Annotated in this window: 24 protein-coding genes; 11 read left to right on the top strand and 13 right to left on the bottom strand. The window is 64.9% G+C overall.

Annotated elements, in window-relative coordinates:
- Positions 1–13 precede the first annotated feature (13 nt).
- The gene (locus MP11Mi_RS15860; protein ID WP_420039842.1) at positions 14–358 is read right to left on the bottom strand and encodes an RNA polymerase-binding protein RbpA; all 345 of its coding nucleotides are present in this window, start codon (positions 356–358) and stop codon (positions 14–16) included.
- Between the two features lie 155 nt (positions 359–513).
- Here MP11Mi_RS15860 and MP11Mi_RS15855 point away from each other — a divergent pair, with 155 nt between their 5' ends.
- From MP11Mi_RS15855 to MP11Mi_RS15835, 5 genes are all read left to right on the top strand, one after another.
- Positions 514–795: a hypothetical protein gene (locus tag MP11Mi_RS15855; RefSeq protein WP_420039841.1), complete on the top strand. Its 282-nt coding sequence runs from the start codon at positions 514–516 to the stop codon at positions 793–795.
- Entirely contained in the window at positions 792–1,886 is a 1,095-nt protein-coding gene (locus MP11Mi_RS15850) for a DUF475 domain-containing protein (RefSeq protein ID WP_420039840.1), read from the top strand. The genes MP11Mi_RS15855 and MP11Mi_RS15850 overlap by 4 nt, the downstream gene beginning before the upstream one ends.
- Positions 1,887–1,957: 71 nt before the next feature.
- The gene (locus MP11Mi_RS15845) at positions 1,958–2,788 is read left to right on the top strand and encodes an adenylate/guanylate cyclase domain-containing protein (protein ID WP_420039839.1); all 831 of its coding nucleotides are present in this window, start codon (positions 1,958–1,960) and stop codon (positions 2,786–2,788) included.
- A 9-nt stretch (positions 2,789–2,797) separates the two neighbouring features.
- Positions 2,798–4,267 carry a peptide MFS transporter gene (locus MP11Mi_RS15840; RefSeq protein WP_420039838.1) on the top strand — a complete coding sequence of 490 codons (1,470 nt, stop codon included), beginning with the start codon at positions 2,798–2,800 and terminating at the stop codon, positions 4,265–4,267.
- 25 nt (positions 4,268–4,292) lie between these two features.
- Positions 4,293–4,571 (top strand): hypothetical protein, encoded by a 279-nt coding sequence (locus MP11Mi_RS15835; RefSeq protein WP_420712804.1) that lies wholly within the window; start codon positions 4,293–4,295, stop codon positions 4,569–4,571.
- 70 nt (positions 4,572–4,641) lie between these two features.
- Here MP11Mi_RS15835 and MP11Mi_RS15830 read toward each other — a convergent pair whose 3' ends face one another.
- The 5 genes from MP11Mi_RS15830 to MP11Mi_RS15810 all read right to left on the bottom strand — a co-directional run bounded on the left by MP11Mi_RS15830 (position 4,642) and on the right by MP11Mi_RS15810 (position 9,750).
- Positions 4,642–4,797, bottom strand: coding sequence for a hypothetical protein (locus MP11Mi_RS15830; protein WP_420039836.1), 156 nt, complete (start codon positions 4,795–4,797; stop codon positions 4,642–4,644).
- A gap of 93 nt (positions 4,798–4,890) precedes the next feature.
- Entirely contained in the window at positions 4,891–5,925 is a 1,035-nt protein-coding gene (locus MP11Mi_RS15825; protein ID WP_420039835.1) for an LLM class F420-dependent oxidoreductase, read from the bottom strand.
- Positions 5,926–6,017: 92 nt separating this feature from the next.
- Positions 6,018–8,243 carry a catalase/peroxidase HPI gene (gene katG, locus MP11Mi_RS15820; RefSeq protein WP_420712803.1) on the bottom strand — a complete coding sequence of 742 codons (2,226 nt, stop codon included), beginning with the start codon at positions 8,241–8,243 and terminating at the stop codon, positions 6,018–6,020.
- A gap of 26 nt (positions 8,244–8,269) precedes the next feature.
- Positions 8,270–8,710: a Fur family transcriptional regulator gene (locus tag MP11Mi_RS15815; protein ID WP_420039834.1), complete on the bottom strand. Its 441-nt coding sequence runs from the start codon at positions 8,708–8,710 to the stop codon at positions 8,270–8,272.
- 8 nt (positions 8,711–8,718) lie between these two features.
- Positions 8,719–9,750, bottom strand: a complete 1,032-nt coding sequence (locus MP11Mi_RS15810) for a phosphotriesterase family protein (RefSeq protein ID WP_420039833.1) — start codon at positions 9,748–9,750, stop codon at positions 8,719–8,721.
- Positions 9,751–9,935: 185 nt separating this feature from the next.
- On the opposite strand from MP11Mi_RS15810, the gene MP11Mi_RS15805 reads away from it, so the two are divergent.
- The 3 genes from MP11Mi_RS15805 to MP11Mi_RS15795 are packed head-to-tail and all read left to right on the top strand — an operon-like array spanning position 9,936 to position 14,989.
- A complete protein-coding gene (locus MP11Mi_RS15805; protein ID WP_420039832.1) occupies positions 9,936–10,595 on the top strand; it encodes a phosphatase PAP2 family protein in 660 nt (219 codons plus the stop codon).
- 9 nt (positions 10,596–10,604) lie between these two features.
- Complete coding sequence (locus MP11Mi_RS15800; protein ID WP_420039831.1) at positions 10,605–12,584, top strand: serine/threonine protein kinase; 1,980 nt, start codon at positions 10,605–10,607, stop codon at positions 12,582–12,584.
- 50 nt (positions 12,585–12,634) lie between these two features.
- Positions 12,635–14,989, top strand: coding sequence for an excinuclease ABC subunit UvrA (locus MP11Mi_RS15795; protein WP_420039830.1), 2,355 nt, complete (start codon positions 12,635–12,637; stop codon positions 14,987–14,989).
- Here the strand turns inward: MP11Mi_RS15795 and MP11Mi_RS15790 are convergent.
- The 3 genes from MP11Mi_RS15790 to MP11Mi_RS15780 all read right to left on the bottom strand — a co-directional run bounded on the left by MP11Mi_RS15790 (position 14,974) and on the right by MP11Mi_RS15780 (position 18,540).
- Entirely contained in the window at positions 14,974–16,719 is a 1,746-nt protein-coding gene (locus tag MP11Mi_RS15790) for an MFS transporter (RefSeq protein WP_420039829.1), read from the bottom strand. The genes MP11Mi_RS15795 and MP11Mi_RS15790 overlap by 16 nt on opposite strands.
- Positions 16,716–17,195 carry a MarR family winged helix-turn-helix transcriptional regulator gene (locus MP11Mi_RS15785; RefSeq protein ID WP_420039828.1) on the bottom strand — a complete coding sequence of 160 codons (480 nt, stop codon included), beginning with the start codon at positions 17,193–17,195 and terminating at the stop codon, positions 16,716–16,718. Before MP11Mi_RS15785 ends, MP11Mi_RS15790 begins: the two co-directional genes overlap by 4 nt.
- A 127-nt stretch (positions 17,196–17,322) precedes the next feature.
- The gene (locus MP11Mi_RS15780) at positions 17,323–18,540 is read right to left on the bottom strand and encodes an oxygenase MpaB family protein (RefSeq protein WP_420039827.1); all 1,218 of its coding nucleotides are present in this window, start codon (positions 18,538–18,540) and stop codon (positions 17,323–17,325) included.
- A 75-nt stretch (positions 18,541–18,615) separates the two neighbouring features.
- On the opposite strand from MP11Mi_RS15780, the gene MP11Mi_RS15775 reads away from it, so the two are divergent.
- Positions 18,616–19,236, top strand: coding sequence for a TetR/AcrR family transcriptional regulator (locus MP11Mi_RS15775; RefSeq protein WP_420039826.1), 621 nt, complete (start codon positions 18,616–18,618; stop codon positions 19,234–19,236).
- A 184-nt stretch (positions 19,237–19,420) separates the two neighbouring features.
- Positions 19,421–19,849, top strand: a complete 429-nt coding sequence (locus MP11Mi_RS15770) for a ChaB family protein (protein ID WP_420039825.1) — start codon at positions 19,421–19,423, stop codon at positions 19,847–19,849.
- Positions 19,850–19,873: 24 nt separating this feature from the next.
- On the opposite strand, the gene MP11Mi_RS15765 is transcribed toward MP11Mi_RS15770, so the two are convergent.
- Together MP11Mi_RS15765 and MP11Mi_RS15760 are read right to left on the bottom strand one after the other, a co-directional pair.
- Entirely contained in the window at positions 19,874–20,410 is a 537-nt protein-coding gene (locus tag MP11Mi_RS15765; protein WP_420039824.1) for a Dps family protein, read from the bottom strand.
- A 36-nt stretch (positions 20,411–20,446) separates the two neighbouring features.
- Entirely contained in the window at positions 20,447–20,851 is a 405-nt protein-coding gene (locus tag MP11Mi_RS15760; protein WP_420039823.1) for a phage holin family protein, read from the bottom strand.
- Between the two features lie 195 nt (positions 20,852–21,046).
- On the opposite strand from MP11Mi_RS15760, the gene MP11Mi_RS15755 reads away from it, so the two are divergent.
- Positions 21,047–21,709, top strand: a complete 663-nt coding sequence (locus MP11Mi_RS15755; RefSeq protein WP_420039822.1) for a PAS and ANTAR domain-containing protein — start codon at positions 21,047–21,049, stop codon at positions 21,707–21,709.
- Positions 21,710–21,766: 57 nt separating this feature from the next.
- Here MP11Mi_RS15755 and MP11Mi_RS15750 read toward each other — a convergent pair whose 3' ends face one another.
- On the bottom strand, positions 21,767–22,093 hold the full coding sequence (locus tag MP11Mi_RS15750) for a hypothetical protein (RefSeq protein ID WP_420039821.1): 327 nt from the start codon (positions 22,091–22,093) through the stop codon (positions 21,767–21,769).
- Between the two features lie 66 nt (positions 22,094–22,159).
- Entirely contained in the window at positions 22,160–23,041 is an 882-nt protein-coding gene (locus MP11Mi_RS15745) for an NAD-dependent epimerase/dehydratase family protein (RefSeq protein ID WP_420039820.1), read from the bottom strand.
- Between the last annotated feature and the right edge of the window lie 2 nt (positions 23,042–23,043).

The raw sequence follows: 23,043 nt of genomic DNA, 5'->3' as shown, positions 1-23,043 counted from the left end.
CTCAGGTGTTCTCTTATGCGGTTCCGCCGCGACGGCGCTGCTTGAGCAGATCAAGTCGCTCGGCGAGAAGTACTTCGAGCTCCTCTTCGGAGCGACGCTCCAGCAGCATGTCCCAGTGGGTGCGCGGGGGCTTGCCCTTCTTCTCCTCAGGCTCAGCACCTTCGAGAATGGTGCCTTCCATACCGTTCTTGCACGGCCACTTCGAAGGGATCTCCGCTTCGTCGGCGAACGGGATGTCGAAGATCTCGCCATTGTCGGTGCGGTACTGGACGATCCGCCGCGGTGCGAGATCGTGGTCGCGATCGGTCTCGTAGCTCACCGCTCCGAGTCGGCTACCGCGCAGTACTCGATCAGCCATTCATGGTTCCTCTCAACAGACAGTCGATCCCTAACAGTCTACGCGTCACTCCGCGTGGCCGCGCAGACGAGTCGAATCAAGCGAGTAACGTCCACGGAGTGTCATCGACGTCCCTACACAAGCGCCCCTACGCATGTGCGTGGTGCGGGCGGCAGATGGTCGACTCCGAGTCAGGCCGACGACGGAAGTACTGCAAGCGGTCCTGCCGCCAACGGGCCTACGAACAGAGAACGCTCGTAGCGGGCACAGCTATTCCCGGCGACGCACTGATCCTGTCCGCGGAGGAGGCCGAATCCCTCGGCGACCGACTGTTCGCGTTGCGGTGCGCCGCACAAGACGTCCGGACCGCCATCTGTGAGACGGCAGACCCGGCAACATTGAAGGAGATGGCCGACGACCTGGTCCGTCTCGCCGAACAGTCGGAGCGTCTGCGTTGATCGCGCGAGTATTCGGCGCGTCGTTCGTCGTCACGATCGTCGCGCTCGTCGCCGCATACCTGTACGCGGGCTGGTCGGGTGTCGCATTGTGCGCGATCCTCGGCATCCTCGAGATCTCCCTGTCGTTCGACAACGCCGTCATCAACGCCACCGTCCTTGAACGCATGAGCCCGATGTGGCAGAAGATCTTCCTTACCGTCGGAATCCTCATCGCCGTCGTCGGCATGCGGCTGCTCTTTCCGCTCGTCATCGTGTGGGCCACCTCCGGTCTCAACCCGGTCGACGCCATGGATCTCGCGTTGAATCCGCCTGCTGACGGCGCCGCCACGTTCCCGGACGGGTCGGCGAGCTACGAGACACTGCTGACCGATGCCCATCCCCAGATCGCGGCGTTCGGCGGCATGTTCCTGATCATGCTGTTCCTCGATTTCGTCTTCGACGACTCAGGCATCACCTGGCTCAGTCCGATCGAGGGTCCGCTCGGCCGCGTCGGACGTCTCCCCGGCGTGTCGACAGTCGTCGCGCTGGCGGCCCTCGTGGTCGCAGCCCAATTCGCCGCCGACGACGACACTGTCTCCGTGTTGACCGCGGGCATCCTTGGTCTGTTCACCTACCTTGTGGTCAACGGACTGACCGGCCTCATCGAGCAGGACGAGCCTGACGGATCCACTGGGCCGAGCGAAGCGGCGAAGGCCGTCGGCAAGGCAGGCCTGTTCCTCTTCCTCTATCTGGAGGTCCTCGACGCGTCGTTCTCGTTCGACGGCGTCATCGGCGCGTTCGCGATCACCTCGGACCCGATCCTGATCGCTCTAGGACTCGGCTTCATCGGCGCCATGTTCGTCCGTTCGATCACGGTCTACATGGTTCGCGCGGGAACGCTGTCGGAGTACCGCTACCTCGAACACGGCGCGCACTGGGCGATCGGCGCGCTCGCAGTGATCATGCTGGTGAGCGTCGACGAAAACATCGAAGTGCCCGAGATCGTGACCGGTCTGATCGGCGTCGCATTCATCGGTGCGGCGACCCTGTCGAGCATGTGGGCCAACCGGCGTGACGCGGCTCGCGAGAGGGCTAGTTCGGTCGCCGACTGACAGGTGAGCAGTCGACCGACTTTCGTGATGGACGCGAACGGGTCCGAACGCCTCGTCGTAGACTTTGATACGTGACTCCACCGCGCTCGGATGAGCCGTCCGACGACGACACGTCGTCGCCCCTGCATCGGGCCGGAGGCTTCCTCTCACGCACCGATTCGTCGGAGGCCGCGGTGAAGGCCGCGCGGCTGGCGCGCAAGCTGGCGCCGCCGGAGACCACGGTGTTCCCGGCGTCCGAGCGCACATCCGACCGGCTGGCTCGCTTGATAGGCGACACGAAGCCGGGTCGGCAGAGTGCCACCCGCGAACTCGGACTGGCCTCGGTGTCGTTGTGGCAGAACGTGATCGAACGACGGAAGCCGTCAGTGAGCGACACACCAGTGCCGGTGACGATCCTGTTCACCGATCTTGTGGGCTTCTCCTCGTGGGCTCTGCGTGCGGGCGACGATCAGGTTCTCGACCTGCTCAAGCAAGTGAACGATGCGTGCGCGTACGTGATCCGCAGTCACGGCGGCTATGTCGTCAAGACTCTCGGCGACGGCACCATGGCGGTGTTCGTTAACGCTACCCAGGGGGTCGAAGCCGCCTACGAGTGCGGGGAGGCAGTCGCCGCGATCACCGTCGATGGACATCGACCTGCGTTACGCGCCGGGATGCACACAGGTGAACCGCGTGCCGTTGGCGACGACTTCATCGGCGTCGACGTCAACATCGCCGCGCGCGTCTGCGATGCCGCGGGCGCGGGGGAGGTGTATGTCAGTGATGCGACACTCGAGGACATCGACACCGACCTTTACCTGGTCAAGAAGCGGCGGTTTCGTGCCAAGGGCGTCCCGAAAGACCTACAAGTCTTCCGCGTGTTGCCGCGCTACAACCGTACGGATTCCGTTCCGCCGCAATAGTATTTCGACATGAGTGAACCGACATCGGCACCGTCGCACTCGACGGACGACACTGGCTTTTTCGGACATCCGCGCGCGCTCGGCACGCTGTTCGGGGTCGAGATGTGGGAGCGATTCTCCTTCTACGGCATGCAGGCCATCCTGGCCTACTACCTGTACTTCGCCGTCGCCGACGGCGGCCTCGGCCTCCCTGAGTCGTCGGCGACGAGCATAGTCGGTGCGTACGGCGGTCTCGTGTACCTGTCGACGGTCGTCGGCAGTTGGGTCGCTGACCGTGTTCTCGGCGCCGAGCGCACCCTGTTCTACAGCGCGGTGGTGATCATGGCCGGACACATCGTCTTGTCGCTGGTTCCGGGGACCGCGGGCGTCGGTATCGGCCTCGTGCTCGTCGCATTCGGCAGCGGCGGCCTCAAGTCGACTGCGACGTCGATGGTGGGGGATCTCTATTCCCGTGACGACGTTCGGCGCGACGCCGGATTCTCCATCTATTACATGGGTGTCAATCTCGGTGGGTTCATCGGGCCGCTGCTGACCGGCTGGGCGCAGGAGCACGTCGGCTTCCATCTTGGCTTCGGCCTCGCCGCGATCGGCATGGCACTGGGACTCATCCAGTACGTCCTCACGAGAAGGAAGTTCGGTGATATCGGCGCGGCTGTCGCCGACCCGTTGCCGCGTTCCGGGTACGCCCGCGCCGCCACGGCGGCAGTGGTCCTGGTCGTGGTCGTGATCGTGCTCGCGGTGACCGGGGTTCTCACCGCCGCAAACTTGTCCGACGTCGTCTCCTGGGTGACCGCCGTGGCAGCGGTCGCCTACTTCGTAGTGATCCTCACCAGCCGCGAGATCACCGCTGACGAACGGAGTCGGGTATACGCGTTCATCCCGATGTTCGTCGCGTCCGCCGTGTTCTGGGCGTTGTTCCAGCAGCAGTTCACGACTGTCGCCATCTACGCCGAGGGGCGACTGAACCGAGACCTATTCGGGTGGACGATGCCTGCATCGTGGGTGCAGTCGATCAATCCGGTGTTCATCATCATCTTCGCCGGCGTGTTCGCGGCCATCTGGACTAGCCTCGGCACCCGGCAGCCGTCGTCACCGATCAAGTTCGCGCTCGGGACCGGAATCATGGGCGCGGCGTTCCTCTGCTTCATTCCGATGGCGGGTGGTGGCCCAGCCAGCGCACCACTGCTCGGTCTGGTCGGCATTCTCCTGTTGTTCACGATCGCCGAACTGTGCTTGTCGCCCGTCGGCCTCTCCCTGACTACGAAACTCGCGCCTGCCCGATTCCATACCCAGATGGTCGCGTTGTTCTTCCTGTCGGTCGCTCTCGGGTCGTCGTTGTCGGGAACGTTGTCCGGGTACTACAGCGAAGAGAACGAGGTTCCGTACTTCCTGACTATCGGCCTGACGTCGATCGGTGTCGCCGTTGTGCTGGCCGCAGCGTCGCCGTGGATCAAACGGCAGATGCGCGGCGTGCTGTGACACCCACGCGAGGATAATGGGCGACGTGGCACCCTTCGACGACGACGAACTCGAACAGTTCTATCGCCGTATCGAGTCGCGTACCGACGCGGCCACCGCCCGCCGTCGGCGGAGGCGTCGTGTCGTGACGACCGCTGCGATCATCTGCCCGACGCCCGAGAAGATCGCCTACCCCGACTATGCGGCGGTCACCGGGGCAATCCTCGCGATCACCCGACAGTCACGAACGCGTCCCTCCCTCCGCTCCTACGAATGCCGTTGCGGCTATTGGCATCTCACGAGCGGTGTACCGCGGCCGGAGTGAACCCGCGCACGAACGTGAACGAGCCCCGACCGTAATGGTCGGGGCTCGTCAGTGAGAGGTGTGTTCAGTATCAGCGACGACGTGGCGTAGGGCCGAGTACGGCGACCGGCGAGTTCGACAGCTGGAGTGCCGCGCGGTCGGAGTTGCTCATGTGCATCATCTTGTTGATACGGCGGGTGTACCCGCGGAGTGTCGACGCAAGCGCCGGACTGGTGTTCTTTCGCATGGTGGAGTCCTCCTCCGTCTTCTTCAGTCCACACCAAGGTAACCAAGAATCCACCATCCGTCAACCCCCGTTCCGGGCGCGTTAACCTTGTGTTCACTTTGCGAGCGCGGCGAGCCTCGCGATCTCGTCGGGTGAACCGGGGGAGACGAGCATAGTGGTCACGCCGGCCGCCTCCCAGACGGCGATCTGCTCGCGGACGTGCGCTTCGTCGCCGATGATCGCCGAATCGTCCACAGCGTCGTTCGGAATGATCTGTGCCGCTTCGTCTTTACGGCCCGATCGGAACAAGGCCGTCACCTCGTCAACGACGTCCGAATAGCCCATCCGGCGGTACACCTCGGCGTGAAAGTTGGTGTCCTCGCTGCCCATGCCGCCCATGTACAACGCGAGGAACGGTTTGATCGCCGCGTATGCGGCATCTGGATCGTCGGTGAGGACGATCTGTGCGGTCGCACAGATCTCGAACGTGTCGCGTGTGTTCCGGGCACCCGCGCGTGCGAACCCCTCTTCGAGCCACTCGTTGTACTGGTCGGCTAGACGCGGCGTATAGAACAGCGGCAGCCAGCCGTCGGCGATCTCGGCGGCTAGCGCGATGTTCTTGGGCCCCTCCGCACCGAGAAATACCGGGATGTCGCTGCGCAGCGGATGAACGATCGGCTTGAGCGGCTTACCGAGTCCAGTGGAGCCTTCGCCGCTAATCGGCAGCGGGTAATGCGGTCCGGCGCTTGTCACCGGAGCCGTACGCGCCCAGACCTGTCGCATGATGTCGATGTACTCGCGGGTCCGGGCCAGCGGCTTCGGGAACGGCTGGCCGTACCAACCCTCCACGACCTGCGGTCCCGAGACGCCGAGGCCGACGATGTGGCGCCCGCCGGACAGGTGATCGAGGGTCAGGGCCGCCATCGCGCATGCCGTCGGTGTCCGCGCGGACAACTGCAGCACCGACGTGCCGAGTCGGAGCCGCTGTGTGTCCGAACCCCACCAGGCGAGCGGCGTGTACGCGTCGGACCCCCACGCCTCAGCGGTGAAGACGGCGTCGAAACCGTGCTCCTCGGCGGCCGCGACGAGTTCTCGATGATTGTTCGGCGGCTGTGCGCCCCAGTATCCGAGCTGAAGTCCGAGTTTCATAACGCCGACTGTATCGGTCGGGCACACGACCCCGTCGAGCGGAATCGAGGCCCAGGTTGTGGGGATCTCGACTCCGCTCGATTACGGGTTGATCAGTTGTGGAGGTCGAACCGATCGGCGTTGACGACGTGGTTCCAGGCCGCGACGAAGTCCTCGACGAACTTGCGGCCCGCGTCGTCGGCTCCGTAGACCTCGGCGATGCCACGCAGCTGCGAGTTGGCTCCGATGACAAGGTCGGTACGTGTACCGGTCCACTTCTTCGCCCCGGTGGCCCGGTCGGTGCCGACGTACGTCCCGTCGGGCTGTTCGGTCCATTCGGTCTCCATGTCGAGCACATTCACGAAGAAGTCGTTCGACAGGACACCGGGCCGGTCAGTGAAGACTCCGTGGGCCGAATCGCCGTGATTGGCGCCGAGCACGCGGAGGCCGCCGACCAGGACCGCCATCTGCGGGGGCGTGAGCTGTAACAGGTAGGCGCGGTCGACCAGCAGGTACTCCGGCTTAGTGTCGACACCGGGCGCGACGTAGTTGCGGAAGCCGTCCCACCGGGGTTCCATCTCGGTGAACGATTCCACGTCGGTCTGCTCCTGCGTCGCGTCTCCACGGCCGAGTGTGACCGGCACGGTGATCGCGTGGCCAGCATCGGCTGCCGCCTGCTCGATCGCTGCGGCGCCGCCGATGACGATCGCGTCGGCGATCGACACCTTCGCGTTCGACGCTGCGTTGAAGTCCTCGGCGATGGTCTCCAGGACCGGCAGGACCTGCGCGAGCGCCTGCGGGTCGTTGACCGCCCAGCTCCGCTGCGGTTCGAGCCGGACGCGGGCGCCGTTTGCTCCGCCGCGGTAGTCACTGCCACGGAACGACGCGGCAGCCGCCCACGTGGTCGAGACCAGCTGCGATACCGTCAGACCTGACGCGAGAATGCGGTGCTTGAGCTCAGCGATGTCGGCCTCGCGCGGCTGCGGGCCGACGGGCGCGTCGACCACGTCCTGCCAGATCAGCGTCTCGTCGGGCACCTCCGGGCCGCGGTAACGGGCCAGTGGACCCATGTCGCGATGCGTCAGTTTGAACCAGGCGCGGGCGAACGCATCCGCGAACTCACGCGGGTTCTCCAGGAAGCGACGCGAGATCCTGCCGTACTCGGGATCCTCCCGCAGTGCGATGTCAGTAGTGAGCATCATCGGCTGGTGGCGCGTGTCCGGATCGGCGGGGTCGGGGACGCTGGTCGAACCAGCATTGTCCTTCGGGCGCCACTGTGTGGCGCCCGCGGGGCCCGTGTACGTCTCCCACTCGTATCCGTACAGGGTCCAGAAGAAGTTGTTGTCCCATGTGACCGGAGTGCTGTTCCAGGCGCCCTCGATGCCGGAACTGATCGCGTCCGCGCCGACGCCCGAGTTGTACGTGCTCTTCCATCCGATGCCCATCTGCTCTAATGGAGCACCTTCGGGAGCCTCGCCGACATTGTCGGCCGGACCGGCACCGTGTGTCTTGCCGAAAGTGTGGCCACCGGCGATCAGCGTGACCGTCTCTTCGTCGTTCATCGCCATCCGGGCGAACGTCTCGCGGATGTCGCGGGCAGCCAGCAGCGGATCCGGATTGCCGTTGGGGCCTTCCGGATTGACGTAGATCAGACCCATCTGGACCGCGGCGAGCGGGTTCTCTAGGTCGCGGTCGCCGGTATAGCGCTCGTCGTCGAGCCACCCGCGCTCGGGACCCCAGTAGATCTCCTCGGGCTCCCACTTATCGGGGCGCCCGCCGGCGAAGCCGAAGGTCTCGAAACCCATCGCCTCAAGCGAGACGTCGCCGGCGAGCACGATCAGGTCGGCCCAGGAGAGCTTCGCCCCGTACTTCTGCTTGATCGGCCACAGCAGGCGGCGTGCACGGTCGAGACCGGCATTGTCCGGCCAACTATTCAGTGGGGCGAAGCGCTGCATGCCGTGGCCCGCGCCGCCGCGACCGTCCGCGACACGGTAAGTACCCGCGGAATGCCACGCCATACGAATGAATAGCGGACCGTAATTGCCGTAGTCGGCAGGCCACCACGACTTGGAGTCGGTGAGGAGCGTCGTGAGGTCGGTTTTCACCGCCGCTAGGTCCAGGGACTCGAACTCGGCCGGGTAGTCGAAGTCTGGGCCGTTCGGGTCGCCTTCGATGGGGTTCTCCGCGAGGACTTTCAGATTCAATTGGCCGGGCCACCAGTCCCGGTTGCCGCCACCCGCAGCAGGCAGCGGCATCTTGCCGCCGTGCATCGGACATCCTTCTGCGGTGGTCGCGCTCTGCTCTTCAGACACGGTGTTCCTTCGTTCAGTTTCGGGCATTTTCGTTACAGGCAGTGGAGCTGGACTCACTCGATGCTGGTCGCGGCCGCCGATGCGGCGCAGTCGGGGCAAGCGCCCCAGTACACGATCTCGGCCTCGTCGATGACGAAGCCGTGGCCGTCGGAGGCGTCGAGGCAGGGAGCTGCTCCTACGACGCAGTCGACGTCGACGACCTTTCCGCAGTACCGGCACACCAGGTGATGATGGTTGTCAGTGACGCGCGTCTCGTACAGGGACACGTGACCGGAAGGCTGGATCCGCCGGATGAGTCCGACGTCGGTCAGTGCGCGAAGCACGTCGTAGACCGCTTGCTTCGAGACGCCGTCGAGCAACTCGCGCACACCGGACAGGATCGTCTCCGTGTCGGCGTGTGGGTGCGTGTCCACGACTTGCAGCACTGCGAGTCTCGGTCTGGTCACCCGCAAGCCCGCGCCCCGCAAGGCTGTGGTGTGCGCGTCGATGACCATCGATCCGATTATGCCCTCTGTTCTGGACTCAGTCCAGTTATTTCGGAGATTCGCGCAATCTGGCTGACCGCGCCGACACTCGGCACCAGCAGTCGGGCCGGGACCTCCCGCAACATCATCGATATCACCGATTCCGAGACTCCATGACTACGGAGGTCAGGAACCACGCGGCCGGTCACCTGGAAGTAGTCCCACTTGTCGGCCATCACGTCGATCGCGTGCTTGTCGAACCAGTCGCTGTAACAGAACGCGTCCTGCGACAGCACGATTCGATCGCTGTACCCGCGGTCGATCAGGGCGAGCACAGTGTTGACCCGATCAGCATGGGGGAGAAGTAGATCCACACCGAACCGGTCCATTCCGAGCACGGAACCGGCGTCGGCCACCCGCATCAGATAGTCCAAGTCGGTCGAGTCGCCGCTGTGCGCGAGGATCACCCGAGTGAGATCGACCCCCTCCTCGGCGAGCACTCGCTGCGCGACCAGACCCGACTGGGTGTGCGGATTGGTGTGGACGACGATAGGCAGACCAGACTGCACCGCGACACGGCCGACCGACCGCATGACCCGTTCCACGCCGACCGTCAGCCCTTCGGCTTCGATCACACACACCAGGAAGCCGGCCTTGATCTGGGTGGACCCGATTCCTTCGGTGATATCGCGAAGGAACAGAGCGTCCAGAGGTTCGGGAACGTCGAAGCCGAGCGCTGGACCGGTGTAGTGCATCTGGAACGGCAGGTCGTTGAATGTGAAGAAGCCGGTCGCCGCCACGATGTTCACGTCCACCTGCGCCGCCACGCGAGCGACTCGTTCGATGTTCCGGCCGATGCCCAGCACCGACACGTCCATGATCGTGTCGATGCCCGCGGACTTGAGCCGCGTCAACGTGGCGACCGCGTTGTCGACCTCCGCGTCCTCATCCCACTCGGGTAGGTAGTTCAGCCGGAAGTCCTCTTGGAGGACGAACACGTGCTCATGAGTGAGCACGGCTCCCAACTGATCTGCGCCGATGCGCCCGGCGACAGTGTCGATGCGGTCCATGTGGCCTCTCGTAAGACCGGTCCACCCGACGGGGCCGGCAACGATCCCCACGGTAGTGCGAACGACGAGTCGACGCGGGCGAATCCGCCCGACCTCTCAGGTGCCGATCAAACGATGGCAGAGTTTGTTAGCAATGAGTCGAACTCGCACGGGGTCGACCTCGCACAGGAGTACGGAAAGCCGAGTTGACACAGAACCCACCGACGCGTCGACCGTCCGCCGTGGGCGCCGCCGCGGCCGCAGCCGCCTTCGTCGTCGTGGCCGTCGCCACAACGATCGTCGTTCGCCCGCTCCACGACGATCGTGTCGCCATCCGGTTCGCCCGTCGACATCACGTCGAATGGCTGACAGACCTCGCACGCGGGTACTCGGTGGTGGTCGGGCCGCTGACCGTCGTCGTGCTGGCGGCCGTCGGTGCCCTGTTGCTGGGCGTCCGCGATCGATCAGCCAATCGCCCGATCGCGATGGTCTCGGCGACCTGGGCCGCGGTCGGCATCGCGGAGGTCGTGAAGCGGATCACCGACCGACCACGACCTCCAATCGGGTGGCAGCTTGCCGGACCGGAGACGACTCCAGCGTTCCCGTCGACGCACGTCGCAGGCCTGACCGCGTTAGTTCTGGTCACCGGACTACTGCTCACGGCGGCGCCCAGCCGGGCCAGATGGCTGTCGTATGCGATCGCGGCGTGCATCGCCGCAGCGATGGCCGCCGCACGTGTGTACCTGTGCGCGAGCTGGGCGTCCGACGCGGTCGCCGGTGTGCTGCTCGGCGTCGCGACAGCCGTCGGAGCGGTGTGGGCCGTCGACCGAATGACGCACCGCAGACGCGCGCCGACGATGCCCTAGTCTGTATCCATGTTCAGTCCAGGACAGCAGTTCGCCGGCTTCCGCATCGTGCGCGTCCTGGGCGCAGGCGGTATGGGCGAGGTGTATCTCGCGAAGCATCCGCGGCTGCCGCGCGAGGATGCGCTAAAGGTTCTGCCGACCGAACTCACCGACGACCCGACCTACCGTGCGCGATTCATCCGTGAAGCAGACCTGGCGGCCGGACTCGATCATCCGAGCATCGTCAGCGTGTACGACCGTGGTGAGGACCGGGGGCAGCTCTGGATCGCCATGAAATACATTCCGGGGTCGGATGCGAACGTCCTCATAAAGCAGAATGGGCCGTTCGCCGTACCGGACGTGGTCGACGTCGTCACCGCCGTGGCCGACGCACTCGACTATGCGCACGGCAAGGGGCTGCTGCATCGCGACGTCAAACCCGCGAACATTCTGATCGACGGGACGTCGGCGACACGCCACAAGATCTATCTGACGGACTTCGGCATCGCGCGGACCCTCGGGAACGACACAGCGCTGACTGCGGCCAACCTGACCGTCGGATCGATTCAATACACCTCGCCCGAACAGCTGCGCGGCGGCGACCTCAACGGGCGGGCCGATCAGTACTCGCTCGCGTGCACGGCGTTCAAACTCCTCACCGGCCGCGCGCCGTATTCCGAGCGCAAACCGACAGAGATCATCAACGCGCACTTGAACAATCCGATCCCGCACGCACGCGAACTCCGTTCCGAATTGCCTGTCGAAGTGGACGCGGTCCTGGCCCGCGGGATGGACAAGAAGTCCGTCAATCGATATCCGACCTGCGCCGACTTCGCGCGTGATCTGAAAGCGGCACTGCGCGCGTCCGGCGGGGCGCCGCGGTTCCCCCCGACGATGATCAACCCCGGCCCGATCGCCGCACCGCCGCCGTCGGCACCGCCGAGGCCGAACCCTGCGCCCGCGCCGATGAGCGCGCCGACTCCCGCACCGTCGCCGTGGGCACCGCAACAGGCGTCCTACCAACAGGCTCCGGGAGCGCAGACGCCGCCATCCGCTATGCCCCAAGGCCCGTCGCCCCAAAACCCGATGCCGCAATACCCGATTTCCCAAAACCCGATTTCCCAGAATCCCGGGCCACCGCAGTTCGCGCCGGCGCATGGCGCGTACGGGCCCGGTCCGATCGGGCAGCAGCCGCCCTACGGCGGTCCGCCGCAGCCGCCCTACGGTCCGGCAGGCCCGAATGGTTCGGGGCCCGGTGGCGGGCGCGGCAAGCAGATCGCCGTGATCGTCGGCGCAATCGTGCTCGTCGCCGCGCTGGCGATCGGTTTGGCCTTCGTGGTGAAGGGCGTGACCGGAGACGACGGCGACGACGAGGCGGACGGACCCATCAGCAGCACGGTGCCGTCATCGCTCACGACGACACCGTCGACGGCCAACACCAATCCTGCTGTCGTCAACGGTGTACCGACCCAGTGTGTCGACGGTCAGTCGACGACGAACTCGTCAACGCGGCAACTCTCGTCCGGAAAGATCTCCATCCCGTCGGAGGTGATGCCGAGCGGATGGAATTCCGACCGCAGCACGCACTTCCCATTCGTTGAGCAGGCCGACGGCGTCACGTTGAACCGACCTTCGAGCGCGTCCACCTGGGTCGCACAGATCGCAGTCGGTGTCCTGCCGTCAAATTTCGCGGCACACACCGAGGAGATCGCGCGCAAGTATCTGGACTGCCTGTCCACTGGCCCCGGCTACCGCACGGTGACCGTCGGGACGATCCGATACGGGCAGGTCATTAACGCGAAGGTCGACAACCGCAACACCGACTACACGTTGCTCAACGCGACGATCCCGGTCAGCAACGCGCCGACCGGCGTCACCGGCGACGACGTGATCGTCGTAGTCGTCGACAGCAAACCGATGACTGTCGCGATCGGCATCAGCCCGACCGGTGATTCGCCGACCGGGCAGGCCGTCGACAAAGCGGTCCGAGGCCTGCTCGTGAAGGACTGACCTGGACGCGTAGGCGCAGAGCTGTCGGCAACTCGTATTAGAGTTCACGCATGGTGCACAACTCGCGACGGGCCGACAGTCATGACCGCATCTGTGTGCGGGGTGCTCGAGTGAACAACCTCAAGGGCATCGACGTCGAATTGCCCAAGCGTCGGCTGACCGTGTTCACCGGTGTATCCGGGTCTGGAAAGAGTTCGCTGGTGTTCGGCACGATCGCGGCCGAGTCGCAGCGGCTCATCAACGAGACGTACAGCGCGTTCGTTCAAGGCTTCATGCCGAGCCTTGGACGGCCCGATGTCGACCTGCTCGACGGCATCACCACTGCGATTATCGTCGACCAGGAACGAATCGGCGGGAATCCGCGATCCACCGTCGGCACGATCACCGATGCGAACTCGATGCTGCGGATTCTCTTCAGCCGACTCGGCACACCGCGGGTGCCGACGGCGAACGCTTTGTCGTTCAACGTGCCGTCAGTCTCCGGTGGCGGCGTGATCAAAGCGGAGGGCAAGAAGGCGGCTAAGGCCTCGTTCGAGCGCATCGGTGGAATGTGCCCGCGGTGCGAAGGCATGGGGACGGTCTCAGATATCGACCTCACCCAGATATACGACGCCGACAAGTCACTCAACGGGGGCGCGATCACGGTGCCCGGATTCAGTGCCGACGGCTGGTATGGCCGCGTGTACGGCGGTTCGGGCTTCTTCGATCCGGACAAGCCGATTGGCGAGTACACCACTCGTGAACTCAACGACCTCCTGTACAAGGAGTCCGTCAAGATCAAGGTCGACGGCATCAACATCACCTACGAGGGTCTGATTCCTCGGATCACCAAGTCGATGCTGTCGAAGGACATCGATTCGGTCCAACCGCACATCCGTACGTTCATCGAACGGGCCGTCACCGCCGACACATGCCCGCGCTGCGGCGGTACCCGACTCGCCGATCATGCCCGCGAGTGCCGTGTCGCCGGGATCAGCATCGCCGACGCGTGCGCGATGCAGATCTCCGACCTCGCGACGTGGGTCGGTGGATTGTCGGAGCCGAGTGTTGCACCGTTGCTGACCAAGCTGCACGCGACGCTCGAATCGTTCGTCGAGATCGGGCTCGGCTACCTCGCCCTCGATCGACCGACCGGCACCTTGTCCGGGGGAGAGGCGCAGCGCACCAAAATGATTCGCCATCTCGGATCGGCGCTGACGGATGTCACTTACGTATTCGACGAGCCGAGCATCGGACTGCACCCGCACGACATCGCGCGCATGAATGACCTGCTGCTTCGATTGCGCGACAAGGGGAACACGGTCCTCGTGGTCGAGCACAAGCCGGAGACCATCGCCATCGCCGATCACGCCGTTGACATCGGGCCGCGCGCAGGCGCCGACGGCGGCGAGATCTGTTACGAGGGCGATGTGGCCGGGCTGGCGGCGAGCGACACGCTGACCGGACAGCATCTGGGCTATCGCAGTTCACTCAAATCACAGTTTCGGACGCCGACCGGGGCCATCGAGATCCGCGGCGCGTCGAGCAACAATCTACGCGACGTCGACGTCGATGTTCCGCTCGGCGTTCTCGTGGTCGTCACCGGCGTAGCCGGGTCGGGTAAGAGCTCGCTCATCCACGGCAGCATGCCCTCGTCCGCCGACGTCGTCACGATCGACCAGACGGCGATCCGCGGATCGAGACGGAGCAACCCGGCCACGTACACCGGGCTGCTTGATCCGATCCGCAAGACCTTCGCGAAGGTCAACTCCGTCAAACCCGCATTGTTCAGCGCTAACTCCGACGGCGCCTGCCCCGCGTGCAAGGGCAGCGGCGTGATCTACACCGATCTCGCGACGATGGCTGGGGTCGCGACAGTGTGCGACGACTGCGAGGGCAAACGGTTCGCCGCGGACGTCCTCGAGTATCGGGTAGACGGCCGCGACATCAGCGAAGTCCTAGCGATGTCGGTCGACGACGCCCTTGGGTACTTCGATGACGGCGCGGCTCGGACGCCTGCTGCCCACAAGATCCTGGTCCGCCTGCGCGATGTCGGTCTCGGCTACCTGACACTCGGCCAGCCGTTGACCACTCTGTCCGGCGGCGAGCGTCAACGGATCAAGTTGGCGACGGCGATGGCCGAGAAGGCGACGACGTACGTGCTCGACGAGCCGACGACCGGTCTGCACCTCGCCGACATCGACCAGTTGTTGCGGCTACTGGACCGGCTCGTCGACGCGGGCAAGTCGGTGATCGTGATCGAACATCACCAGGCAGTCATGGCGCACGCCGACTGGATTATCGACGTCGGCCCAGGGGCAGGCCAGGACGGCGGCACCGTGGTGTTCGAGGGGACTCCGGCCGCGCTGGTCCGCGAACGCGCGACCGTGACCGGCGAGCACCTTGCGGCCTACACCACCGTCTGATCTGCCATCTTCTGGCTCTCTGACACGTCGACCCTGGTGACCTCCGGCGTTCGGCTGCCGGTGAACAGGGAGAAGATCGCGCCAAGCACACAGCACACTACGGCGAACCAGAATGCGGCGGACAGACCGTCGGCGAACGGTCCGGAGATCAAGTGCGGGAAGAAGTCGAGGCCGGTGAGGTGGTCCATGTCGACGCCCTGCATCGATCCACTGCCTGCGAGCAATTCCTGGATCGGGTTGTAGCCCAAGAACGCGGCGAACAGAATGCCGACGGTCGGCAGATTCGCCACCGTCTGGGCCTGATCGGCGGGCACACCGTTCTCGGTGAGTCCGGCGAACATCACGTCGGGCAGGTGCGACGACAGGCCCGCGATCATTAGCGAGAAGAACAACCCGATCGATAGCACCATGGCCGCATTCTGGAACGTCGTCATCATGCCTGCACCCGATCCGCGCGAGGTCGCGGGCAGCGAGTTCATCACTTCCGCACGGTTCGGCGAACTGAACAGACCCATCCCGATGCCGTTGATCAACAAGATCACCGCGAACGCGGGATACGCGAAGTCGACGGGCAGCAGGATCAACGCGACGAAGGTGCCCGCGGTGATCAGCATGCCGAGCGAGGTGAACCATTTGGTACCCAGCTTGTCCGACAGTGCGCCGGACACCGGTGCGACGAACAGGAAGCCGATAGTCATCGGGACCATGTAGATACCGGCCCACAGCGGGGTCTGTGAATAGTCGTAGCCGTGCTGGGGGAGCCAGATGCCCTGCAGCCAGATGATCAAGATGAATTGGAGACCGCCGCGGCCGATCGATGCCATCAGGTTGGCAGCGTTGCCCGCGGTGAACGACCGATTGCGGAACAGGCTGAGTTCAAAGAGGGGACTGTCGACGCGCGTCTCGATCCACGCGAAGACGACGAGAACAATGACGCCACCGATCAGTCCGGTGAGAACCAGAGGGTTGGTCCACCCCATATTGGAGTCACCGTAGGGCTGGATGCCGTAGGTGATGGCGACGAGGATCGCGATGAGACCGACCGCGAACGTGACGTTGCCCCACCAGTCCATTTTCGCTTTGGTACGCACACCCGTATCGCGGAGCTTGAGGTACGCCCACACCGTGCCGACGAGACCGAACGGGACGGATACCAGGAAAATGTAGTGCCACTGGATCGGGGCGAGGAGACCGCCGACGAGCAGACCGAGGAACGAGCCGGCGATCGCGGCGACACCGTTGATACCCATCGCCAGCCCACGCTGGTGGGCCGGAAAGGCATCGGTGAGGATCGCTGACGAATTTGCCATCAGGAATGCGCCGCCCACGCCCTGTACGACGCGCCAGACGATGAGCCAGATGGCTGCTTCGGCACCGTCGAACCAGGTGATCGCCAGGAAGATCGAGGAGATCGTGAAGATCAAGAAGCCCATGTTGTACATGCGGGCTCGCCCGAACATATCGCCGAGTCGGCCGAAACTGACTACGAGGACCGCGGTGACGACGAGGAAGCCCATCATCATCCACAGGAGGTAGCTGGTGTTCGACGGGGTCAGCGGGTTGAGGCCGATGCCTTTAAAGATGTCCGGTAGGGCGATCAACACGATCGAGCTGTTGATCGTCGCGATCAGCATGCCGAGGGTGGTGTTCGACAGAGCGATCCACTTGTAGTGGGGGTCGTGAGCAGTCTGTTGTGTCGCAGTTTGGGGCGGCGGTGGGGAGGAGGTCATGCGGTGGTGCCCTTCGGTCGATCGGAAGTGTCGAGTCGGGGAGCGAGAGCCGTCGACAGCAGTCGCAGGCCTGCTTCGACGGTGTCGCGGTCAGTGGGAGACATCGTCTCGAGTGCGTCGGCGAGTGCACGCGTGCGGACGAGCCGCATCTCGGCGATGACTGCCCGACCCTGTGGTGTGGGTTGGACGAGTTTCGCGCGAGCGTCGTCGGGGTCGCCGACGCGCTCGACGTAGCCTCGGTCGACGAGGCTTGCGACGATCTTCGACATGGTCGGTGCCGAGACTGATTCGGCCTCGGCCAGCGTGGTCACTCGGATGGGTGCGTGGTTGATGATCGTCCAGAGTGATGCGGCTCCGCCCGCGGAGAGCCCGGAACCGGCGGCTTTGGCGCGCAGCGTCCGGGTGATTCGGGTGAGGTGCCGGTACATGCCTGCGACGTCGTCGGCGAACGTGTCGCCTGTCTGCGCGTCATCCATCGTGAATCCTCTCGTCGCCGAACTCGCAGAATACTATTAGTTGCCAGCAGCTAACTAAAATCGGGCAACGTCGACACAATAGAAGAATCCCCTCCGCGAACGGTCACGGAGGGGACTTCTATGCAGGTCAGGCGGCGTGCTGTGACAAGTGTGTCGTATGGCCGATGGTCACCGGATTGTCTGCCATGGTGTGCATGAAGCGCTGTTGCTCGGCCCGTCCGCGCGCCGAAGCACGAACACTGCCGCCCGGCAGCAGCTTGAGAAACGAACGCAAGGAGTTCACCGGGATCCGCAGAATCGGGTACCAGGGGAGCGTTCGGGTCGGCAATCCCAGGGTTCGCATTGCGCTGCGTCCGAGGAAGAACGCGCTGACCGACAGGTGTTGCGACCGGGCTACTCTCCGTCGGAGCGCCTGGAACCTTGGGTAGTGCCACGACAGTGGGTCCTCCGCCATCGGCCTGGCGAGCTGGGCAGACGTCCCATCGGGGGTGGAGAGCGCAGCCGACGTGTGGTGGAGGATGCGGATGCCGTCTCGGAAATCGACGGGCAGAAACTCGTCGGCGACGCCCATCAGCCACCCGACGTAGCGGGTCAGATGCGCGACCGCCTGGTACTCGTGCGGCGTATTGAACAGCCCCATCGCGAGTCCGCCAACCATTGGTGCGATGAGTGCGCCGACAATCGTCGCCGCCATGTCCGCCTGGTTGATCGGGAGACCCCATTCTTCTGCGTCCCAGTCATCCATTCCGGCGACGTGTCTGCGCACAAGAGAGTGGATGAATCGAACGCGCAGGGTTGATCGATAGCCGCTGCCGCGGGCGTGCAGGCCACCGTCCTCGATCACGTCGAGCGCCCACTGTGATGTCTCGGCGAACCGTGCGTTCGACCCCTTCTCCAGCGCACCGGTACGCAGCAGCGTCTGATTGAAGCCGGAGAACGCGTATCCGCCCACGAGTGCGACGTCGCGAGCGACGTAGAGCCCGTCGGCCCCGCCGCTGTTCATCGCGCGGGCGGCAACCTCGAGCGTGCGATGGTCGACCCAGTCGGGAGTCTGTTCGACGGCCGCGAAGAACGCGCGCAGATACTCTGGCGCGTTCGGGACGGCGTCGATACCGCTCTCCAAAGCCTGCTCGAACATCGGGCGGACGGATCGGATGCCCGCACCCTTGACCATCTCGTCCACGACGTGGTCCATCGGCGGATCGCCTTCGGTGAGGGCTTCGCCGATGCGTGCGAACTCCGCCTCACTGACGGGCCGGATGCGTAGGATCCGCGCGAAACCGGCGACACCGACCGGAACTCGCTGAGGAGAATTGGGATGCCTGCGAGGGATGCCTGCGCTCATTCGCATGACCTCTGTTCAACGGGATAACGGGCAACAGCTGTTATCCAAACTAGTGCGGGCTACAATCCGATGTCAATGACACGTAGAGAAGTAGTCCGCGATTACGGCGGGGTGAGTGCTGGTGATCGCCGTGACGATCGACGCCGACGACTGATCGCCGCCGGGCGGCGGATCTGGGGAGATTCCGGGATCGGCGATGTCACCGTCCGCGGTACGGCACGCGAAGCCGGTCTCGGATACCGCTACTTCTACGAACACTTTCCGAACCGGGACGCGTTGATCATCGCCGTCGCCGACGAGGTGCGCCACGAACTGGTGACGATCCTCATCGAGTCGAGTGTCGAAGTCGACGGCGGAATCGAGCAGCAGTTGCGAGTCGCGCTCCGCGCGTTCCTGTCGGCCATCGCCGACGACCCACAGATGTTCCGGATCATGACCAGTGACGATGCAGGCGTCGAAGGGCTCGACCGCCGTCGCCGCGAGACGTTGGACCTGGTGGCCGAGGCCGTAGTCGCGAACCTCGCCGAACATTCGAACACTGCCGAGGCCGATTTGCGGCGCGCCGCCCGATTCGCGGTCGGCGGTGTCTACCGACTCGTGGAGACGTGGCTCGCCGAGCGCGACGTCGAGGTCGACGAGTTGGCGGACGTCTGCACACAGTTGGCGATGTCGGTCACGGCGGCTCAGCGGACCTAGACCTAGACCTAGGAGCATACGGACCTAGGGACCTAGGGACATACGGCCGGACAATTCTGGGTGTCGAAGAACTGCGCCTCGAGCCAAACGCCTTGATCCACCCACGTTTGACTCGCGCGATTCCCGGGAACTCCCGGAATGACCGTCGAACATGTAGCCAACCGCATGATACGAGGAGGAGAAGATGCCGAAGACCGACGAGACAGGCCGTCCGCGTCGTTCCGAACTGCCCGAAACCGTGGCACGTTCGTCCGCGAAAGCACAGCGCACCTTCGCCGAGGCACACGACAGCGCCCTCAAGGAGTACGGCTCGGAAGCGAGCGCTCACCGTGTCGCGTACGCCGCCCTGAAACACTCGTACGAGCGGGTCGGAGACAGTTGGGTCGCCAAATCGTCCCGCGGACCGTCCGACCAGCGCGACAAGAGCGGTGGCCCGAACGCATCGGGGAGGAGCCATTCCGGGGTAAACGCCGAAGCGACCAAGGACCACCTCCTCCACGTGGCACGCGACCTCGACATCCGGGGACGCTCCACGATGCGCAAGGCTCAATTGATCGACGCCATCGAAGCCGCCAACGACCGCAGCGCGCGGGCGGCACGCAAGAATGACTGACCGCGCCGCCACGCGCCGGAGGGGTCAGCGAGCGGTCGAGGCAGCCCCCGCCTCGGTGGACTGAGCAGCGTGCGGCACGTCGCCGTGCGGATCCTCCAGATGTGCCCGCATGAACCACTGAAACTTCTCGAGTTCTCCGGTCTGTCCGATCAGCATGTCCTCACACACGGGGTCGATCTTGCCTGCCAATTCGATCGCCGCGCGGTGTGATCCGACGACACCGTCGTAGACCACATCGAGCGCTCCGAGGTGGGCGGTCACTGTGTCGCGGCCGAGGCTGTAGTCGTCCCACGTCCGGTTTTCGGCAATCGCGGCAGTCGTACCGCATGGCGAACCACCGAGGGCGGCGATCCGCTCAGCGAGATCGTCAGTGAATCCGCGTACGGCCTCCACCTGCGGATCGATCATCTGGTGGACGCCGATGAACGACGGACCGACCACATTCCAGTGCACGTGCTTGAGAGTCAGGTGCAGATCACTAAGAGCGCTCAACCGGCCTTGAAGTGCCGAGATCAGCCTCTCTGAATCGTTGGTGTCGGCGATTGACTTCTGAACGGTCATCGCGTTACTGCTCCCTTCGTGATAGCGAATACGGCTTCATAGGGGATCCGGCGATTCGTCGCGTGGGACGGGACGGCCGTGGAATTCTCGCTCGTATTCAGCAGCCTCTTCGGCGGTGACTTCAGGCGTGATCGGGTCGTCCCCCGGACGGTCGAGTGCGTCGTTGGCGCTCAGACGCGTGCGGGCGAACACCAGGCACCCGATGCCGACGACTCCGAATACGACGGTGGCCGTGATCCATGGCGCCACCATCATGTCGAATCCAGCGGCGGCGATTGTCACGGCGAGCAGCGCCACGGCGACAAGAAGCGCCGCGTAGCCGACTAGTCCGACTGCTTTCAGCGGCCGAGCTTTCTTGGCAACCTGGTGTGCCCGCACCGGATCGGCCGAGCCGCCGGTCGCGGCCCCGCGCCCACCGCCCGGGGTTGGTTCGACGTTCATCGACAAGACCTCCCATACATCGCGCCGATCAGCGACCGACACGTTCGGCGATTCGAGCCCAGAGCATCGGTATGCGCTCGGGGCCACCGGAGTACCCGATCTCGCGCATGGGTAAACATCACGCGGCGACGCATCGTCGGCCTTCTCGTCGCTCACCAGCAGCGGGCGGCGCCGCCGAACGCTAATGTCGGTTCAGTGACGAACGCGATCAACTCCGGACCGGATCCGGCGCGGCAACCGGCACCGGGGCCCGGCGTCGGAAGCTTCCGTTACTGGTTCGACGAGGACCGGTGGGAGTGGTCCGATGAGGTCGCCGCGATACACGGATACCGGTCGGCCGAGGTCCAGCCGACGACCGCCCTGCTCACGTCGCATAAGCATGCCGACGACCGCCAGTCGTTCACCGATCTAGTGCGGACCATGCGCGAGGCGCGGACCCAGTTCTCCAGTCGGCACCGCATCATCGACACATCGGGCCGTACCCATCACGTCGTCGTGATGGGCCGCACGTTCCGGGATCGATACGGCGATGTGACCGGCACCGAAGGCTTCTACGTCGACCTCGGTCTGGCCGTCGACGACACGGTGCGTGATCGCGTCGATGAGCGGGTGCAGCACTTCCGCGCGCGAGGGGCAGTCATCGAGCAGGCGAAAGGCATGCTCATGCTCGTCTACGGCATCGACGACGGTCGCGCGTTCGACGTACTCCGCTGGCTGTCCCAGTCCCGCAATGTGCCCGTGGTCGACATCTGCCGAACGATCGTCGAGGGCGCGCTGACCGATCCGCGAATACCGGAGAGTGTCCGTCGCGAGTTCGATCTCGTCGTACTCAACGGCGCAACCGAATCAGGGCCGTAGAGGTGAACCCGCGGTTCTGTCGTTACCCCTGACGCTCTGGTCCGACCATGCGGATGGTCATCGCGCCGCGTTGGCGAGGGGTAGAGCGACGAGCATCAACGCGAGAAGAGCCCAAGCAGCGCCCTGCCAGTACACCCACATCCGACCGCGGCGATAGGCGCTGAAGCCGATGTAGAGCGCAAGCAGCCCGCCCACACCGAACACTCCCGGCACCAACGCGCCCAGGACTACGCTCGTGCCTCCGGTCGCCGCGAAGACGACGAGCACGACGACGGCGAGGACCGTCACCGCAGCCGCGTAGCGGGCCGCGGACCGAAATGCATTCGGATCGGACCAGCGCTTCTCGGCGTCGCGACGACCCGCACTCGGCGTATCTGGCGTCATAGGGGGACGGATACCCCGTCAGCGGCGAACCCAACCATCGGTCCACACCGCCGCGTGCGGTGATCGTCAGGGCTCGATCAGTTCGAGGTCCTCCAGCAGACCTGCGTGGGTCGGCTGCCACCCGAGAGCGCTGCGAGTATGCACGCTGGAAGCGAGTTGGTCGATGGCGAAGACCTGTCCGAGTGGGCCGAAGACTTCCTCGGGCGCGATCTCCACTGGCAGACCTAGACGTCGGCCGATCACCTCGGCCATGTCACCGACGGCGACTCCCTCGTCGGCGACGGCATGCCAGGAGGTCCCGCCGGGCGCTTCCTGGAGCGCAAGACGGATCAACACAGCCGCATCGAGCGCGTGCACCGCAGGCCAACGCTGGTTGCCGTCCCCGGGATAACGCACCACACCCGAGGCTCGAGCCGATTCAGTGAGAATCCCAGTGAAGCCGCCCTTACCGTGGTTGTGCACGGTTCTCGGCAGACGAACTGCACTGCTGCGTACCCCATCAGCCGCCAGATCGAGCACCCGGTTCACCGTGGCGCCGCGGCCCGCGACTGGTCCGTCGGTCGGCAAGGGATCGGACTCCAGGGACGCTCGCCCCGGAGCGTAGGGGGTTCCGGACACCGTCACGATCGGCCGATACGTCCCGACGAGTTGACGGGCGAGCGCGTCGAGCGCGGCGGCTTCTTCCTGGACTGCGGCCGCCACCGACTGCGGACTGCTGAAGTCGTTGCTGAACGCGAGGTGGATGACCCCGTCCGCGGCCGACGCGGCCGACCGAAGTGTCTCGATGTCGCCGAGGGCGCCGCGGACTACAGACGCGCCGGCTGCAGTCGCGACGGCGGCCGATGCGTCGGAGCGGGCCAGGGCAGTGACGGCGTGGTCGTGGGCGATGAGTTCGGCGACCACGGCCGAGCCAACCAGTCCGGTACCGCCGGTGATGAAGATGTTCATGA

The organism is Gordonia abscondita, assembly GCF_032711245.1.
GTDB lineage: Bacteria > Actinomycetota > Actinomycetes > Mycobacteriales > Mycobacteriaceae > Gordonia.
The sequence above is the reverse complement of the archived record's forward strand: the minus strand, read 5'-3'. Positions and strand labels throughout refer to the sequence as shown.